At 62.1% G+C, this 17,009-nt stretch carries 16 protein-coding genes; 5 read left to right on the top strand and 11 right to left on the bottom strand.

The genetic code is table 11. The features are described 5' to 3' along the window. Nucleotides 1–112: 112 nt before the first annotated feature. Genes BBJ66_RS31370 through BBJ66_RS31355 form a run of 4 tightly spaced genes read right to left on the bottom strand, consistent with a single transcriptional unit; the run spans nucleotide 113 to nucleotide 5,189 of the window. A complete protein-coding gene (locus tag BBJ66_RS31370; protein WP_071093071.1) occupies nucleotides 113–1,552 on the bottom strand; it encodes a coniferyl aldehyde dehydrogenase in 1,440 nt (479 codons plus the stop codon). 21 nt (nucleotides 1,553–1,573) lie between these two features. Continuing rightward, nucleotides 1,574–2,680: an NAD(P)-dependent alcohol dehydrogenase gene (locus BBJ66_RS31365; RefSeq protein WP_071093112.1), complete on the bottom strand. Its 1,107-nt coding sequence runs from the start codon at nucleotides 2,678–2,680 to the stop codon at nucleotides 1,574–1,576. A 55-nt stretch (nucleotides 2,681–2,735) separates the two neighbouring features. After that, nucleotides 2,736–3,560, bottom strand: coding sequence for a p-hydroxycinnamoyl CoA hydratase/lyase (locus BBJ66_RS31360; protein WP_049730877.1), 825 nt, complete (start codon nucleotides 3,558–3,560; stop codon nucleotides 2,736–2,738). A 45-nt stretch (nucleotides 3,561–3,605) separates the two neighbouring features. Next, nucleotides 3,606–5,189 carry an AMP-binding protein gene (locus tag BBJ66_RS31355; RefSeq protein ID WP_071093069.1) on the bottom strand — a complete coding sequence of 528 codons (1,584 nt, stop codon included), beginning with the start codon at nucleotides 5,187–5,189 and terminating at the stop codon, nucleotides 3,606–3,608. Nucleotides 5,190–5,389: 200 nt separating this feature from the next. Between BBJ66_RS31355 and BBJ66_RS31350 the strand changes: the two genes are divergently transcribed. Both BBJ66_RS31350 and BBJ66_RS31345 read left to right on the top strand, forming a co-directional pair. Then, entirely contained in the window at nucleotides 5,390–5,875 is a 486-nt protein-coding gene (locus tag BBJ66_RS31350) for a MarR family winged helix-turn-helix transcriptional regulator (protein ID WP_071093110.1), read from the top strand. Nucleotides 5,876–5,999: 124 nt separating this feature from the next. Next, entirely contained in the window at nucleotides 6,000–7,406 is a 1,407-nt protein-coding gene (locus tag BBJ66_RS31345) for an adenylate/guanylate cyclase domain-containing protein (protein WP_071093067.1), read from the top strand. A gap of 88 nt (nucleotides 7,407–7,494) precedes the next feature. On the opposite strand, the gene BBJ66_RS31340 is transcribed toward BBJ66_RS31345, so the two are convergent. The 3 genes from BBJ66_RS31340 to BBJ66_RS31330 all read right to left on the bottom strand — a co-directional run bounded on the left by BBJ66_RS31340 (nucleotide 7,495) and on the right by BBJ66_RS31330 (nucleotide 8,978). Next, nucleotides 7,495–7,998 carry an SRPBCC family protein gene (locus tag BBJ66_RS31340; protein WP_049730881.1) on the bottom strand — a complete coding sequence of 168 codons (504 nt, stop codon included), beginning with the start codon at nucleotides 7,996–7,998 and terminating at the stop codon, nucleotides 7,495–7,497. Beyond that, complete coding sequence (locus BBJ66_RS31335; protein WP_071093065.1) at nucleotides 7,991–8,338, bottom strand: ArsR/SmtB family transcription factor; 348 nt, start codon at nucleotides 8,336–8,338, stop codon at nucleotides 7,991–7,993. Before BBJ66_RS31335 ends, BBJ66_RS31340 begins: the two co-directional genes overlap by 8 nt. A 130-nt stretch (nucleotides 8,339–8,468) precedes the next feature. After that, nucleotides 8,469–8,978, bottom strand: a complete 510-nt coding sequence (locus BBJ66_RS31330; RefSeq protein ID WP_071093064.1) for a nucleoside kinase — start codon at nucleotides 8,976–8,978, stop codon at nucleotides 8,469–8,471. A gap of 500 nt (nucleotides 8,979–9,478) precedes the next feature. Here BBJ66_RS31330 and BBJ66_RS31325 point away from each other — a divergent pair, with 500 nt between their 5' ends. Continuing rightward, entirely contained in the window at nucleotides 9,479–9,919 is a 441-nt protein-coding gene (locus BBJ66_RS31325; protein WP_071093062.1) for a hypothetical protein, read from the top strand. A 141-nt stretch (nucleotides 9,920–10,060) separates the two neighbouring features. Here the strand turns inward: BBJ66_RS31325 and BBJ66_RS31320 are convergent, their stop codons facing one another. After that, nucleotides 10,061–10,879, bottom strand: coding sequence for an alpha/beta fold hydrolase (locus tag BBJ66_RS31320; protein WP_071093060.1), 819 nt, complete (start codon nucleotides 10,877–10,879; stop codon nucleotides 10,061–10,063). Between the two features lie 178 nt (nucleotides 10,880–11,057). Between BBJ66_RS31320 and BBJ66_RS31315 the strand changes: the two genes are divergently transcribed. Continuing rightward, nucleotides 11,058–11,981, top strand: a complete 924-nt coding sequence (locus tag BBJ66_RS31315; protein WP_071093107.1) for a LysR family transcriptional regulator — start codon at nucleotides 11,058–11,060, stop codon at nucleotides 11,979–11,981. A gap of 170 nt (nucleotides 11,982–12,151) precedes the next feature. On the opposite strand, the gene BBJ66_RS31310 is transcribed toward BBJ66_RS31315, so the two are convergent. From BBJ66_RS31310 to BBJ66_RS31300, 3 genes are all read right to left on the bottom strand, one after another. Next, a complete protein-coding gene (locus tag BBJ66_RS31310; RefSeq protein WP_071093058.1) occupies nucleotides 12,152–13,261 on the bottom strand; it encodes a sulfite oxidase in 1,110 nt (369 codons plus the stop codon). A gap of 159 nt (nucleotides 13,262–13,420) precedes the next feature. Then, complete coding sequence (locus BBJ66_RS31305) at nucleotides 13,421–14,092, bottom strand: DUF938 domain-containing protein (RefSeq protein ID WP_071093056.1); 672 nt, start codon at nucleotides 14,090–14,092, stop codon at nucleotides 13,421–13,423. A gap of 319 nt (nucleotides 14,093–14,411) precedes the next feature. Beyond that, nucleotides 14,412–15,311 (bottom strand): helix-turn-helix transcriptional regulator, encoded by a 900-nt coding sequence (locus tag BBJ66_RS31300; RefSeq protein WP_071093054.1) that lies wholly within the window; start codon nucleotides 15,309–15,311, stop codon nucleotides 14,412–14,414. Between the two features lie 200 nt (nucleotides 15,312–15,511). Between BBJ66_RS31300 and BBJ66_RS31295 the strand changes: the two genes are divergently transcribed. Beyond that, nucleotides 15,512–16,978 (top strand): aldehyde dehydrogenase, encoded by a 1,467-nt coding sequence (locus BBJ66_RS31295; protein ID WP_071093052.1) that lies wholly within the window; start codon nucleotides 15,512–15,514, stop codon nucleotides 16,976–16,978. The last annotated feature ends 31 nt before the right edge of the window (nucleotides 16,979–17,009 follow it).

Here is a 17,009-nt window from a genome sequence, read left to right as displayed (position 1 = left end):
AGCCGCTGAGATGCCGATAGTTGCAGCGCATTCCGCTGCCAGCCAGCCGAAATTCGCCGGCGCCCCGCGGTCGAACAAGGAGCCCGGCGTGGTCCGCCGGGCATGACTTCCTTTACTTGCAAATCGCCGCGGCCAGGAAGCCGCGCATCGCCTCGCCGAAGGGCGGCCGCATCATATATTCCGCTTCCACCATCCTGCTCTGGTGATAGACGGCGCGTGGATGCGAGAAGGTGAGGAAGCCGAACTTGCCGTGATAGGCGCCCATGCCGGAATGGCCGACGCCGCCGAAGGGCAGGCCCTCGGCCGTGACGTGGCTCATGCAGTCGTTGACCGTCACCCCGCCGGAGGTTGTATTGTCGACAACCCGGCGCTCCTCGTCACCATCCTGGCTGAAATAATAGAGAGCGAGCGGACGCGCCTTTGCATTGATGCGGTCGACGACGTCGGCGATATCGCGATAGGCGATGACCGGCAGCACCGGCCCGAAGATTTCCTCCTGCAGCACCCGCATATCCTCGGCCGTGTCCAAAATGAGGGTCGGGGGGATGCGGTGGGCCGATTGCTGCGAGAAATTCTCCGCCGCCGGATTGATCTCGACGATACGGGCGCCTTTGGCCCTCGCATCGTCGATCAGGCCCTGGACGCGTTCATGATGACGACCATTGACGATCGAAGTGTAATCAGGATTTTCCTTCAGGGTCGGATACATCGCCCCGACCGCCGCCACCGCGTGCTTGGCAAAGGCCTCGACACTTTCCTCCGGCACATAGACATGGTCGGGCGCCAGGCAGATCTGACCGGCATTCAGCGTCTTGACGGTCATGACGCGGCGCGCGGCATCCGCCAGATCGGCCGAGCGGCCGATGACGACGGGCGATTTGCCGCCGAGCTCGAGTGTGAGCGGTGTCAAGTTTTCCGCCGCCGCGCGCATGACCTGATGGGCGATCGCCGTGCCACCGGTGAAGATCAGATGATCGAAGGCGAGTGATGTGAAAGCCGTGCCGGTGGCCGGTCCACCCTGGACGACGGCGATTTCCGTGTCGTCGAAGGCGCGGGCGATCAGTTCCGTCATCAGTGCTGACGAAGCAGGCGTCACCTCCGACGGCTTGATCATGGCGCGGTTGCCGGCGGCCAGAATACCGGCAAGCGGCGCGAGCGCGAGCTGATAGGGGAAATTCCAGGGGCTGAGGATGCCCACAACGCCCTTCGGCTGATAGACCACCTCGGCGACCGCATCCGGGAACAGCGCCTCGTGCCGCTCGGGTTTCAGCCATTCGGCCAGATGGGCCTTGGCATATTTCAGCGAACCGACGCAGGTGAAAACATCGAGAAGCAGGCTTGCCTCGACACTGCGGCTGCCGAAATCCTCCGACAGTGCGGCGGCGATCGCATGCTTGTGGTCGACGAGAAGGGCGATGACGCGGTCGATACGATCGGTACGGATCTCGATATCAGGCGGCCCGTCCTTCAGGAAGGACGCCCTTTGCCGGGCAAGCAGCGCCTTCATCGCATCGGGGCTGGTATCGGTGGCGATTGGGGTGACGGTGTTCATTGATTCCTCCCTTGAACGATGTCAGACGGCCGGCTGGCGCACGACCGGTTTCAGCACGATGCCCTTTTCCGCATCCTCCACCGCCCGGTTGATGTCGGCAAAATCATAGAAGGTGACGAGCCTGTCGAAGGGGAAGCGGCCCTGCCGGTGGAGGTCGATCAGCAGCGGGATCAGCACGTCGGGATTGGAATCGCCCTCGACGATCCCGCGCACCCGGCGTCCGCCGGAGAGAATATGGGTGAGGTCGAGCGTCAGCGTCGCGCCGTGCGGCGAGGCGCCGACGATGCCGCAGGTGCCCCGCGGCGCCAGCACCCGCACGCATTGATCGATGACGGCAGGCACGCCGGAAGCATCGATCGCATAATCGACGCCGGCGCCGGTCAGCGCCATGATCGTGGCAACGGCATCGTTCGCCTTGCCGTTGACGATATCGGTCGCGCCGAGTTCGGCGGCAAGCGCCAGCCGCGCCTCGTTGACATCGACGGCGATGATCCTGGAAGCGCCGACGATCCGCGCCGCCATCACGGCGGCAAGACCGACCGACCCCATGCCGAAAACCGCGAGCACTTTTCCGGGTTCGACCTTCAGCGCATTCATGACCGCGCCGGCGCCGGTCTGGATGCCGCAGGCCAGCGGCCCGAGCAGCGCCAGATCGGCATCTGCGGGCACCTTCACGATATTGCGCTCATGGCAGAGCGCGTGGCTGGCGAAAGAGGATTGCCCGAATATGTTGCCGTTCACCCGCTCCCCTCTATAGGAGAGCCCGCTCGAACCATCGGCGCGCGAACCGAAGAAATTGCGCGGGAAGAATTCGTGGCAATAGGTCTCTTCGTGCTCGTTGCAGCTCGGGCAATGACCGCAGGAGTTGAAGGTCATGACCACATGATCGCCGGGCACCACTTTGGCAACGCCCGGCCCGACACGCTCGACGATCCCGGCACCTTCATGGCCGAGCACGACCGGCTGCGGCACCGGCAGGTGCTGGTCACGCATGACGATATCGGTGTGGCAAACCCCGGTCGCCACCACACGAACCAGGATCTCCCCCTCGCGCGGCTCCTCCAGATCGAGGCTTTCCAGCGAAAACGGCATATGCGGCGCACGCGCGACGGCGGCATGTATCTTCATTCTATCCTCCTCCCGATGATCGGCCTGCGAAAGCCCGGCCATGCCGGGTCTGACCTCAGCGCCCGCGTTTGTAGGCGCCGAGCCCCGGCTGATAGGTCTTGTCGTCGAGGAACTGCTTCAGCCCCTCGTCGCGCCCCTTGGTCTTGTCGAGAAACAGCATCTGCTCCAGCTTGGCGTAGATGTAATCGTCGGCGAGATCCCAGGGCAGATTGCGCACGCGCTTATAGGTGTCCTTGGCGGCCTTCAGCGTCACCGGGTTCTTTTCGAGCAGGCTGGCGCAGATCTTGCGGACCCGGGTTTCAAGCTCGGCGAGCGGCACGGCTTCGTTGACGAGGCCCATTTCGGCAGCCTTGCGCCCGCCGAACAATTCGCCGGTCATGATGTAGTAGAGCGCGTCGCGATGGCGCATCACTTCGGCGACCGCGCGGGTGACGTTGCCGCCCGGCAGGATGCCCCAATTGATTTCGGACAGGCCGAAATTCGCCTCCTCGGCGGCGATGGCGAGATCGCAGCAAACCAGCGGCGTGAAGGCGCCGCCGAAGCACCAGCCGTTGACCATGGCGATCGTCGGCTTTTCGAAATACATCAGCCGGCCCCACCAGCCGCCGGATTGGCGCCGCGCCTTCAGCGTCACATCGCGCGGCTTGTCATCATTGTCGCGGAAATATTCCTTCAGATCCATGCCGGCCGACCAGGACTCGCCAGCGCCGCGCAGCACGAGGACGCCGCAGCGCTCGTCGCCCTCGAGCTCGTCGAGCACCTCCAGCATCCGCGCATTCAAGGCCGGGTTCATCGCATTGCGCTTTTCGGGACGGTTGAGGGTCACGAAAGCGATGCCGTTATCGAATTCGACCAGAACCGGCGATTTCATATCAGTCATGGGTCTACTCCATTGGTTTCGGCATTGAATGCCGGGGCCGCTTCATCAGGCCTGTCGTTGAAGGGTTTCGTCGGAATGCAGCTGGCGCAGAACATGTTTCTGCACCTTGCCGGAGGCGGTGCGGGGAATGGTCTCGACGAAGAGGATACGCGCCGGGCGCTTGAAGGCGGCAAGCCTTGCGGCGCAGTGGCCGGCAATCGCCTCGCCCGTTGCCGCGGCACCCGACCGCAGCACGACATAGGCGATGCCGCATTCGCCCCACCTGACGTCGGGAATGCCGACGACCGCAACGTCGAGAATATCGGGATGGCCTGCGAGGGCGGCTTCGACCTCGGCGGGGTAAACATTTTCGCCGCCGCTGATATACATGTCCTTCAGCCGGTCGACGATGCGATAAAAGCCGTTGGCTTCGCGCCGGCCGAGATCGCCGGTGCGATACCAGCCGTCGGTGAAGGCGGCAGCGCTTTCCAGCGGCTTGTTCCAGTAGCCCGGCGTCACCGCCGGCCCGCGCAGCCAGAGTTCGCCGATCTCACCTTGCCCGACGTCGCGGCCGGCCTCATCGACGATGCGGATGTCGAGCAGGGGCGCCGGCAGACCGACGCTGCCGGGATTGTCCTGCACGGCGCGCCGGTCGATCGGCACATGCAGCACCGTTCCCGCCTCGCTCATGCCGTAGCCGTTGACCAGCGCCACGCCGTCGCCGAGATAGCTTTCGATCAGCGCCTGCGTCAGCGGCGCGCCGCCGACAAAGAGCGCGTGCAGGCCGGAAAGAGCCGCGGCGCTATAGGCGGGATCGCTACGCAAGGCGAGCGCGATCTGCGGCACGGCGAAATAATGGGTGATGGCACGCTGCGGTTCGGCAAGGGCCGCAAGCGTGCGGGCCGGGGTGAAGCGGTCGGAGACGACAAGCGTGCCGCCCAGCATCAATGTGGTGCGCGCCACCGCGATCAGCCCGATCGTATGAAAGAACGGCAGGTCGCAGAGAGCGACCGATCCCGGGCCGATCTCGCCGACGAAGGAAAAATTGACGGCGGCGAAAAAGGCGTTGCGGCGGGTGATGACGACGCCCTTCGGCTGTCCCGTCGTGCCCGACGTATAGAGCAGCACGCAAGGCCGATCGGCATCGGCGGGCATGGGCTCCACTGGGAGGCTCGCCTCGATCCGGGCGGCAAGCCCGCCCGGGCCATCGATAGTCGAGATCACCGCCATCTCGGGATCGTTCTCTGCAAGGCTCGCCACGGCCGCCGAAAACTCCTCGTCACAGACCAGAAGCGCCGGCGTGCAATCGGCCAGGATCGGCCGAAGCTCGGCGGCATTGAGACGCCAGTTGAGCGGCACGTAGATGGCGCCGGCGCGCTGGCAGGCAAAGGCAAGCACGATCGAATCCATCGAATTGCGCGCCAGCATGGCGACACGCGTCCCGTCTCGTCCCGCTCCGAGCACAGCGCCGAGGAAACCGGCGCAGCGGGCGATGCGTGCATCGAGTTCGGCATAGGTCAGTTGCCGGCCGGTGGCGATCTCGAACAGAGCCTGACGATCCCCCGCGACGCGGGCGCGGTAAAGGATCGGATCATCCGTCACCAGTCCGCAATCCGCCGACGAAGCCATCCCGGAAAAGGAATGCGCCATTTTCTCCTCCCATGCCCGCCGCTTCTCCGCGGTAGGCAATTTTGTATGCAACACATACTAATATCTTTTTCCGGTGAGATGCAAGAGGCTGTTTTCGACAAATCCTGGTGCTCGAGGGAGCACGGGAAATTTCCCAACGGGGATATTGACTAACCCGCTGATTTTGATGGTTATGGCGCCTGAACGAAGCGAGACGAATGATGGCCGCAAAACCACCGCAGGACGAAATCGAGGCCGAGGAGGCTTCGGCAGCGCCGCCGCTCGACGTCGGCCGGCTCGGCGATCTCCTCGGATTTCACCTGCGCATGGCGCATGTGGCGATCTATCGCGACTTCGCCGACACCATGGAGGAGCTCGGGCTGACGCAGAAGCAGCTTGCGGTGATGGAACTTGTCGCTGGCAATCCGGGCGCATCGCAGATCGATCTTGCCAATACGCTCGGCACCGACCGCGCAACGATGATGGCCCTCGTCAACCGGCTGGCAGCCCGCGATTTCATCGAGCGCCGCCCTTCCGCGGCCGACCGCCGGCGCCAGGAACTGCATCTGACGAAGGCCGGGCGCGCGATGCTCGCGCGGGCGCGTAAGCTGATCGACACGCATGAACAGCGTTTCATCGACCGGTTTTCATCAGACGAAATGGATGGGCTGCTGGCGGCGCTGAAGCGGATTTACAAGGGCGGTTGAACTACCGCTTTCGCTTGGGAAGCACGCAACGTCCTGGCCTGTAGATTTCTATTGGGAAAATCCCGTGTTATGATCCCAGCCCAGGCGTCGTCCGCCGTGGGTTCTGCACACGGAGACTTGTCTCATGAGTGAAATGGACGTGCTTTTTGCCACCCTGCGGCAGGCGGCTGACCCGCAGACGGTCGCGTGCATCGAAAACGTCGTCAAGCATGGCTTGGATCGCGACCTCAATCGCATCAATGCGCTGGCCTTCGCCGAAAAACATCATCTCGATGAAGAGAAAACGATCGCGGCGCTTCTGCACGCAGCCCGCATCGGCGCGTTCGAGATGACCTGGAATGTGCTCTGCCCGGGATGCGGCGGCGTCCTCGACAGCGGCGCAACCCTGAAAGGGGTCGTCCAGGACACCTACCATTGCGCCCTCTGCGCGGCCGGATACGAGCCGACCCTCGACGAGATGGTCGAGGTGACGTTCACGGTCAGCCCGCGCGTGCGCAGGATCGGCGCCCACGACCCCGATCTGCTGCCGCCGCTCGAATATTACCGCCAGATCTTCTTCAGCTCCGGCGTCGACCTGCCGGAGGACCTGGAGGCGCGGTTCGAACGCATCCTGTTGGAGATGATCGAGCTGGCGCCGGGCGAGAAGGCTTTCGTCTCTCTAAAACTGCCGGCGCAATTCGTCATCATCTTCGATGCGGTCACGCACTCGGCACAGTTCATCGACGTCAAGGGGGAGCCCACCGACGAGCGGCAAAACCTGTCGATGGTCATCAGCCGGGCGCATGCGCTGAGCGAAACGCTGACCCTGCGTCCCGGACTGCTGCGGCTCACCCTCGAAAACCACACCGATCGCAGAGTGGTGCCGAATGTCTGCATCGCAGGCGACGACCTGCACGACCTGCTGGGCCGCAGGCGGCCGTTTCTCACAGCCAAACGTCTGCTGACCAATCAGAGTTTCCGGGACATCTACCGGACCGACACGCTCGATGTCGACCAGCGTCTCAAGATCACCAGCCTGACTTTCCTCTTCACCGACTTGCGCGGCTCGACCGCGCTCTATGAGCGTGTCGGGGATCTTGCCGCTTTCGATCTGGTGCGGGCACATTTCAGGGTCCTGCACGAGATCGTCGCCACGGAGGCCGGAGCAGTGGTGAAGACCATCGGCGATGCCGTGATGGCGACCTTTCCGAGCCCGGACCGCGCGGTGGCGGCAGCACTCAGAATGCGCGAGGCGATGCTTCGGCTGAATGCCGAACACGGCAGCGACGATCTCCTGCTGAAGATCGGCATCCATGAGGGACCATGCCTCGCAGTCAACCTCAACGACCGGCAGGACTATTTCGGACAGACCGTCAACATCGCCTCCCGCGTCCAGGGCCTTGCCGACCCCAATGTGATCATGACGACGGAGGCGATCGTCGGCGATATCAAGGTTTCAGAGATCCTGCACGACAGCGGCATCAGCTCCGCCTCCCGGATGGCGGAGCTTCAAGGCATTGGGCGGGAGGTCAGGATCTTCGCGCTGTCGTGACGTTGATCTTCTCATCGACATCAAGTCAAAAGGCCGGAGTCGCCTCCCGAGAGCAGACATTCCCTCGATGCGAATTTCCCGACCCGCGCTATTCGCCTAGGCTGGAAAGCAATTCGTCGAGCTGATCCAACTGCTCCGGCAATGCAGCCGCCGAGCCCTGTAGTGCTTCCTCAAGCGCTTGCTTGGACGGATAGACTTCGTGGAAAATCAGGAGCGTGCTCCCGCCTTGGTCCTCGAAGGTCACAGTCGTGACCGCGCCCTCTTCGCCCTCGTCGTTGGTCCAGACGATGCGCTCGTTCGGCACCACCTCGAGATACTTGCCATAGAAGGCCATGGTGTCCGAACCGCCGGCACCGAATTCCAGCCGATATTTGCCGCCGGTACGGACGTCCATCTCGCATGATACGAGCGAAATGCCGGATACCGATTTTGGCACCCACCAGCGCTGGAACAGCTCGGGCTGGCTCCATGCCCTGTAAACCGTGCTCGGCGGCGCATTGAATATCCGCGTTACCAAGAGTTCGCGATCCCCTCTGCGCTCGACTGACGTGCGGTTCTGCGCACCACTTGCACTGTTGACTTGCTCAGTCATCGCTTCTCTCCTGTTTCATTTCGCTGATGATCTCGTCCAGCGCTTCGAAGCGGGCCTCAAAGAGCTTGCGATGCGCCTCGATCCACTCGGCCTCCGCCAGGAGGCCGCGTTTCCCGAGCTTGCAGGTTCTCACCCGTCCGACTTTCTGCGTGACGACGAGCCCCGCCCGCTCGAGAACCTGGACGTGCTTCTTCATGCCGGTCAGCGTCATCCGGAACTGATCCGCGAGACTGGAGATCGACGCGTCCCCTCGCCCAAGCTGATCGATAATCCCGCGGCGGGTCGCATCGGACAGCGCCGCAAACGAGAGATCGAGGGGAGAACCTAAATACTGAACCATCTAGTTCAGTGTATAACCCGCTCGTGCGGGAAGCGCAAGCCTCCCGAACTTTCCATGCTGTCGAGCGCACGTGGCGGCAGCAGAAAATGGTCTGGCGCGCGCCGACAGCTGCAAATGCGACTGCCGAGCTTCAGGTGAGTTTAGCGAGGATATCGTCGACGACATTAGGAACAGTCTTCGCCGTGTCGATATGATTGCCGGCAGGAAGATGCTCCCGGCTACGATGGTAGCGGAGCACCAGGACCCGCTCGGCCGGCTCGAAGCCCGGCTCATTCGGCCGCCCATCCAGCCGTCGGTTCAACGTCTCAACGTCGATGTCGAGCACGAACACCTTATCGAACAGGTCCAAGAATTTGTGGAAATTGCGCGAACCGCCACAAAAGAACGTGGCAGGATGGGTGATGTCGGCCGCTATAGCTCGGACCTTGTCGACAGGCCAGATCCAGTGAGCGTATCCCCAAGCGATACGGTCTGCCCCTTCGGGTGGCCCTGCGAGCGCCTGGCCTGTCTCGGGGTCGCCGACATAGGCCAAAACGCGGTCACCATGGACGACATGGTAGCCCCGCCGCTCCAGTTCGGTAGCGACAGACGTCTTTCCAGTCCCCGACCCGCCTTCGATCAGATAGTTCTTGATGCCCATGGGCCCATTTATCACAGTCTTCAATACGGTGAGAAGACACTCTCCCTGGGTGTGCTCCGCCAACGAGCTCACCTGATCAAGGTGAGCATTCGGAACATTTGGATTAAGGGTGAATGTCTGGCGGCATCACGCCCCCATGTCGCCGCGGAAGTCGATCTTGACGTTGCCCGGAAGCAGACATCTGCTGTGACCGCGCTGGCGTCGCGACGAGCCTCCGAGCACATCTCGGCACCGCCGTCAAAGGCTGCGGGTTGTGAAATGTTTACAGCTTTGCGCATCGGTCGCTTTCGTACTCTAGATGAGTCAGCCGAGCGTGGCCACTGGCCCTGCCACCGAGGCTATGTTTACCACCAGCCTCGTTTCGTGGCGGCTTTCTCCCAGCCGGATTCTGGCGGCGTGCTTGGAACTAATGGCGGGCGAGACTGTTTCAGACTGTGATTTTGGCATAACGCAGACGTGCCCTCCTGGCTGGGTAAGCCTCGATTTTGAGGAGACGCATCATGAAGTATTCGTCCAGATTTCGTTCAGTCGCGGCTGTTGTTATCGCTGCAGCAGGAATCAGCTTTGCCGGCTCCGCGCACGCCGACGGCGGTACAATCAGCTTCTCAGTCTACAAGGCTGCCTTTTTTGTGGGCGGTTCTGGAGGCGAGGGTACGCTGACCTTCCATGGTCACCGCTATCCCGTCTCTATCGGCGGCATCTCGGGCGGCCTCGCCTTCGGGGCTTCTAAGACTTATTTTCATGGTACCGTTCGCCACATTCGCCGCGCCCGAGATGTGACGGGGGTCTACGGTGCGGCGGGCGGTCGCGGCGCGCTCGGCAAAGGGGCCCAGATGATCGTCATGACCAATGAGAAGGGCGCCCAACTCGAACTCTCAGGCAAGCAGGTAGGCCTCCAAGTCAACGCTGATCTCAGCGGAATTGCCATCACGGTAAAGTAGGGGCCGTCGCTCCGTTCGTCTTCCCGTTCTTCGGCCCACTACGCTGAATACAAAGGTCGGCCCAACAGGTGTCACCCGGCACTGCCGGGTGACAGATCGTCCTGATGACGTTGGATGAAGGCCGCGGTCCGGTCGATGTCGTCAAGACCTGATGAACGAGAGCAGGTCGGGGTTAAGGACATCTGCATGCGTGGTCAGCATGCCATGGGGGTAGCCCGGATAGGTCTTCAGCGACCCGTTCTTGAGCAGGTCGACCGCACGCGGCACGGAACTTGCGAATGGGACGACCTGATCGGCCTCGCCATGCATCACTAGCACCGGCACGGTGATCTTCTTGAGGTCTTCGGTATAATCTTCCAGCCAGGAGGCGACAGTCGCGTGGTGAGCGAGAGCACCACCGCCCATGCCCTGGCGCCACCAGTTCGCAATGATTGCCTCCGAAGGCTTGGCCCCATCGAGGTTGTACCCGTAGAACGGATTCTCAGGGACGAAACGGTAGAATTCCGACCGGTTGCCCAGCACACCCGCGCGGATCGCTTCGAACCACTCCGGCGGCTGACCGGACGGGTTTTCCTCACTCCGGTACATGTTCGGCGTCAGGGAAGCGACCAGTACCGCCTTCGCGACGCGCTCGGGGTGGCGGGCGACATAGCGAGCCACCTCGCCGCCACCTGTGGAGTGGCCGATGTGGATCGCGTCGCGCAGGTTGAGGCGCTCGGTCAGGGCCGCGAGGTCGGCAACCCAGTGGTCCATGTCGTTGCCGGTGCCGGGCTGGTCGGACCGGCCGTGGCCGCGCCGATCGTGGGCGATCACCCGGTAGCCGTGGCCAAGAAAGAAGGTCATCTGGGCGTCCCAGTCGTCCGCCGACAGCGGCCAGCCGTGGCTGAAAACGATCGGCTGGCCTGAGCCCCAGTCCTTGTAGAAGATGTTTACGCCGTCCGTCGTAGTAATTGTAGGCATCGTGTCGCTCCATCTGCTCTGTTGAACATTCGTTTTTCGATACAGTTGATTGCGAAATACCTCCGGCGAGGCGTGTTCGATCATATCTCAAAACTGAGACGTTGACTAAATCCCCTCTTTATCAAGGACAAATACCTTGTACGTTCGAGCTATGCCTTAAATGTATAGCGAGGACCCGATGGAACTCAGGCATTTGCGCTATTTTGTTGCTGTTGCGGAAGAGGGAAGCTTACTGACCGCAGCCGAGCGGCGGCTACACACTTCCCAGCCCTCACTCAGCAGGCAAATTCGCGATCTGGAAACCGAAATCGGTGTGAAACTGCTGGAACGGCAGCCGCGCGGCGTGACGCTCACCGCCGCCGGTAAAGTGTTTCTTGATCACGCGCGGCTGGCCTTATTGCAAGTCGAGGCGGCTGCGGAAGGGGCCCGGCGGGCGGAACGGCCGCAAAAGCAGTCGTTCACCATCGGTTTTCTCGCAGGACAAGAGGTCGTGTGGCTACCCCATGCATTGCGCATTATTCGCGAGGAAGCGCCGGAGGTTGAAATCATACTGTCCAGTCAGTCTTCCCCGGACCTTGCCCTGGCACTGATGCGAGGCAAGCTTGATGTCGCTTTCCTTCGCCCCGAGACGCAGAGTGTTGGTGTGTCCTTCAAGTTTTTAGCCAAGGAGCCACTGATCGCCGTACTGCCGGCGGACCATCGCCTGACGTCGCGTAAAAAGATCCCGCCGCAGGACCTCGCCCGCGAAACTTACGTCAGTTCGGCCAGAATTTCTCCCGTACTGCAATCCGTGATCCAGGATTACGCGTCGGAAATCGGGATCACCCTCAAGGCAGAGTACGAAGGTGACGGCCTGCCATCAGCAATGTCGCTCGTCGTGTCTACAGGTGGAATAACGCTTATTCCGCTTTATGCGCAAAATATGCTGACGCCAAATGTCGTTGCTAGAGCACTTGAGGGTGTGCCTCCGACAATTGATCTCACCTTAGGATACAACGATTCAAATTCCTCACCTTTGCTCCGCCGATTTTTGTCTCGTTCTGATGAATTGGTCGCCAACGTACAAAATCAGAGCATCATCCGCTATGCTGAAGTTCCATAGTAGAGATCAAGCTCATGCGATTTCTGCTTGTTGGCGTGCTCCCGAATTTTGTCGCGCGACCATAATGGTCATCTAGCCGCAGGTAGCGGTTGCTGCAAAGCGGACATGACGCATGTGACTACGCGGGTCGCAGTTGCGCCAAAAGCCGCCGTTCCGCCCCATGCGGGTGATTAGATCACGAATTCCTCCTCGTAAGTCTGCGGCTCGGGAACGACCGTAACCTCCACCGGAACGATCCAATTGGCCGCGTAGCTTTCGCAGTCGGAACGCGGGAGGTCGGGCTGCACGCACCCCGCCGCATCGATCGCGCGACATCGCAGTATATATTGCCCCACTTCTTTAGGGGTCCACATGTACTCCCACAAGCGCCATGCAAAGGGACGTTCTGTTTCGAGGAGCCTTCCCTCGCGCCAGCCCCTGCCATCTCCGGTGCAGACCTGCACCTGCCGGACAACAGCCTCTCCGCTCCAGGCGGCTCCGAAAATCCGGTACGGTTGGCCGGCGATGAGACGCGCCCCCTGCACGGGACGCGCGATCTGCGCTTTGACCTCCATCTCCGCGAGGGGGACCAGCCTGGGTTCCCCGAGGCTGCGCTCCCAACGGAAATAGTCGCGCGCCTGCCAGTAGCCAAGGAACGGTTGCTCCACAACCGTGATATCAGTGATCCACTTGACCCAAGCCATGCCGAACCAGCCGCCGACAACCGCGCGTATCGGGTAACCGTGATCGCGCGTCAACGGCTCCTCGTTCATCGAATAGGCAAGGATCGTGCTGTCAGCGATGGCCTTCTCAAGCGGTAAACTGCGCGCAAAAGCGATGGGGCCGGGAGAAGCCGTTTTCTTGTTCGTGTCGACGACGCCGCTGTCGGCGCCTGTGAGCAGAACCTCACATGCGGTTGACTTAACGCCCGCCATTTCCAGAATCTCGCGCAGAAGAACACCTGTCCACGCGGCATTGCCGACGGCTCCGTTCTGCCACTGCAACCCCTCCTTCGGCGGGACATAGTAGACGCGCCCGTTCCCTGCGCACTCGACGACGGCGGTTAATGTCGTGCTCCGCATCGCCTTGATGCTGTCGAGGTCAAGTTCGATCGGCCGCTCCACCGCCCCGCCAACGCGCAATCTCCAGTCACGCGCATCGAGGTCCGGCGACGGGAAATGGTTTCGCACGAAGAACAGCTCGGTCGGGATCAGCCAATCGGAGAGCGACGCAAACGGAAACTCGATGTTTGGTGGGGACTTCTGTCGAATTATTAGACTGGGTTTCTCTGGTGTCGGCATTCGTCCTCGTCTCCCCTTTCACACCGCCCCTCGCAGTGCGCATGTCGCGTTCCGCCTTCGGCCGCATTCTAGCACATACCGTACGTTCCCTGGATCGACTCCGAACGGCAGCAAAGGGCCCGAATGCTGCCCACGTCTCTTTCGCCCCCCCCTTGTCGTTCAGGCACGACCGCTGGAGAAGACCAGCAACATATTGTTGGTAGGCATCTCGATCGTCTCGCGGAGATTAAGTCTAGCGGCCTCACCCACTTGTTCAAGATCAGCGATATCACGCACACCCCAGGATGGGTTGCGCTCCTTTAGAGCCGCGTCGAAAGCAGCGTTCGAGGGGGCGTTGTGTGCCCCGTCGCGCATGAATGGGCCGTAGAGAAGAAGAAGCCCACCAGCGTGAAGCAAACGGCCAGCTCCTGCGAACAATCCTAAGCTTGCCGCCCATGGCGCGATATGGATCATATTGATCGACACGATGGCGTCAAAATGCCCGGTTTGTTCGACGCCCCATTGGCCTGAGCACACATCAATATCCCGCGGTGCCAGCACATTCTTCAGCCCTGCGAATTTGATCCAGTTAGACGTGCTGGTGCGGGCGTCGGCATCCGGATCGCTCGGCTGCCAGGTGAGGTTGGGCATTGCTCCCGCAAAACACACGGCGTGCTCACCGGTCCCGCATCCAATCTCCAGCACGGCGCCACGTGTTGGAAGGACACGTTTTAGGACCGCGAGGATCGGTGCCGAATTTCGCGCAACGGAAGGTGAGAATATGCGCTGGTCGGCGCTTACGTCGCGCTGTTCCAGCGCAACAGGCGAACGGTCCTTCTTCTCTGGGGGCATTGACCTTGAATCCCCTTTGGGCGACGTCTCCCACCTTATAGCTGAAATGATGGGACTGAAACCAAGCATTTCGGACTTGCGAAGGGGTCGTCGGCGCGTGCGTTCGGCCGAAGGGGACCGAATGTCCACTTCGCGTCAGATCGCCCGCTAGGCTCAAGGTCTGCTTTCGAAAATCGGAGCCCGGAAGCCGTCGTTCACCCGATCCGTTGTGACGGTTACTATTGGCGCATTGCAGTCCTCCATCTGTTGGGGCTTCCCTATCAATGTGATTTGCGATCCAAGACCGGCAAATTCCAGCTTTGACCAATGAGCCCTGAGCCTAAGGCCAGTCGGCGTAGCCTGAGGAGAGCATGCCGTTTTCCGAGCCGGCCGACGCGCGGGCGATGTCGCGGTAGCCGGCGGGGGAAAGGCCGGTCTTGCGTTTGAAGAAATGGCTGAAATAGGTCGGATCGCGAAAGCCGAGGCTGTCGGAGATTTCCTGGATATTGCGGGCCGACCGTTCCAGTCTGAGTTTTGCCTCCTGCACCACGCGCTCGTGTAAAAGCTGGATCGGCGAGCGGCCGAGCCCCCTTTGGCAGATCGAATGAAGCCGGTCGGCGGTGACGCCCAGTTCGGCGGCATAGTCGCTGATCGGCCGATGCCGGCGGAAGCCGGCCTCGACCAGTTGCCGATATCGCTGCAGGATCGATCCGGTTTCGCCCTGCCCGCGCGGCTCGTTTCTCTCGCCGTCGGAACCGCGCCACAGCGTCATCAGGATCAGCCGCATATAGGCCGATGCCACCATCCAGGAAGAACGGGAGGGATCGGCGAGTTCCCGCACGAAGCCTGAAATCAAGGGGCTGATTTCGGCCACCAGCAAGGAATCCAGCGCCTCCACGAGTTTGCGCTGCTCGGTGAAGATGCGCAGAGAATAGGATTCGACCTTGTCGCCGATCGCATCGACCATGACCTGCGCCGAGGCGCCGACGAGATGAGCCGCGGTTCCGGCGGAAATCGACAGGTCGCAGCGGGCCTGCGGCGGCAGGAAGGCAAGCAGCGGCCCCTGCAACCGCCGATCTTCGCCGCCATCGAAATGGAGCTCGGCCCGCCCCTCCCCGAGCAGCAGGAAATGGTAGAAATCGGCATACAGTCCTTTTTGAAGACGGATGCGCCGATGCGACAGCGACGGCGCATGCCACTCGCCCCTGGCATAGTGATGAATGCCGCCGTCCGTCGCCAATGCTTCTCCTCCGCTCGCCTCAAACATTGCCGCAATCGCCGGATAATTACAATATTAACCCAATAAATCGCATTCCATCCGCAATTGATCGGCGTAACCTTATCGTCATCAGCCTTTGGGAGGAGGCATTCCGACAGACGCGGCAACGCTGAGACAGCCTTCGGGCTGCTGCGTCCGCTCGTCTTCTCCCCATGGCAACAATGCGGGGTGAAACGGTGTTTTCGGCAAAGCTGATGATCAACAACGAGGCGATGGAGGCTTCCGAAGGGGCCACCTTCGAACGGATCGATCCGCTGAGCGGCGATGTCGCGACGGTCGCCTCGGCGGGATCGGTCGTCGACATGACCCGGGCAGCCAATGCAGCCGCTGCCGCCTTTCCCGACTGGTCGCAGACCGGCCCCGGCGAACGGCGCCGGCTGCTGAATGCCGCGGCCGATCTGCTGGAGGCCCGCACGCCGGAACTCGTTGCCGCCATGACCGGCGAAACCGGCGCCACCGCGCAATGGGCGGCGATCAATTGCGGGCTCGGCGCCGATATCTTTCGCGAGGCGGCGGCGATGACCACGCAAATCTCAGGCGAACTCATTCCGTCGGGCATTCCCGGCAGTCTCGCCATGGCCGTGCGCCAGCCGGCCGGCGTCTGCGTCGGGATCGCCCCCTGGAATGCGCCGGTCATTCTCGGCGCCCGCGCCGTCGCCATGCCGCTTGCCTGCGGCAACACTGTCGTCCTGAAAGCCTCGGAGCTCTGCCCGAAGACCCATGGCCTGATCGGCGACATCATGCGCGATGCCGGCTTCCCGCGCGGCGTCGTCAATGTCGTCTCCAACGCGCCGGGCGATGCCGCCGCCGTCGTCGACGCCCTGATCGCCCATCCGGCCGTGCGCCGCATCAACTTCACCGGCTCCACCCGTGTCGGCAGGATCATCGCCGAAGCCTCGGCGAGGCATCTGAAGCGCTGCCTGCTCGAACTCGGCGGCAAGGCGCCGTTCATCGTGCTAGCCGACGCCGATATTGACGAGGCGGTCAGCGCTGCCGCCTTCGGCGCCTTCATGAACCAGGGCCAGATCTGCATGTCGACCGAGCGGATCATCCTGATGGACGAGATCGCCGACCACTTCGTCGGCAAGTTCGGGACGAAAGCTGCGACCCTCGTTGCAGGCCACCCGGGGGAAGGCAACACGCCGCTCGGCACGCTGATCAACGCCGAAGCTGTGCGCCGCGTCAGATCGCTGATCGACGACGCCCTGCAGAAGGGCGCGGTCCTCGTCTGCGGCGGCGAGGCCCACGGCACGCTGATGGATGCGACCGTCATCGACCACGTGACGCCGGCCATGCGCATCTACCGCGAGGAGAGCTTCGGCCCGGTCGCGGCGATCATTCGCGTCGGCAGCGTCGATGAGGCCGTGACGGTTGCCAACGACAATGAATACGGGCTTTCGGCGGCGGTTTTCAGCGCCGATGTCAATGCGGCCCTTGCCGTCGCCATGCGGCTCGAATCCGGCATCTGCCACATCAACGAGGCGACGGTTTCCGACGAGCCGCAAATGCCGTTCGGCGGCGTCAAATCGAGCGGCTACGGCCGCTTCGGCGGCAAGGCGGCGATCGACGAATTCACCGAGCTCAGATGGGTCACCATGGCATCGGGAAAACGGCAATACCCGATCTGAGTTCGGATCGGGATGAACACAGGAAACGGGC

The organism is Rhizobium sp. RSm-3 (genome assembly GCF_001854685.1).
Taxonomy (GTDB): domain Bacteria; phylum Pseudomonadota; class Alphaproteobacteria; order Rhizobiales; family Rhizobiaceae; genus Rhizobium; species Rhizobium ecuadorense.
This window is presented reverse-complemented; position numbering and strand designations above follow the sequence as displayed.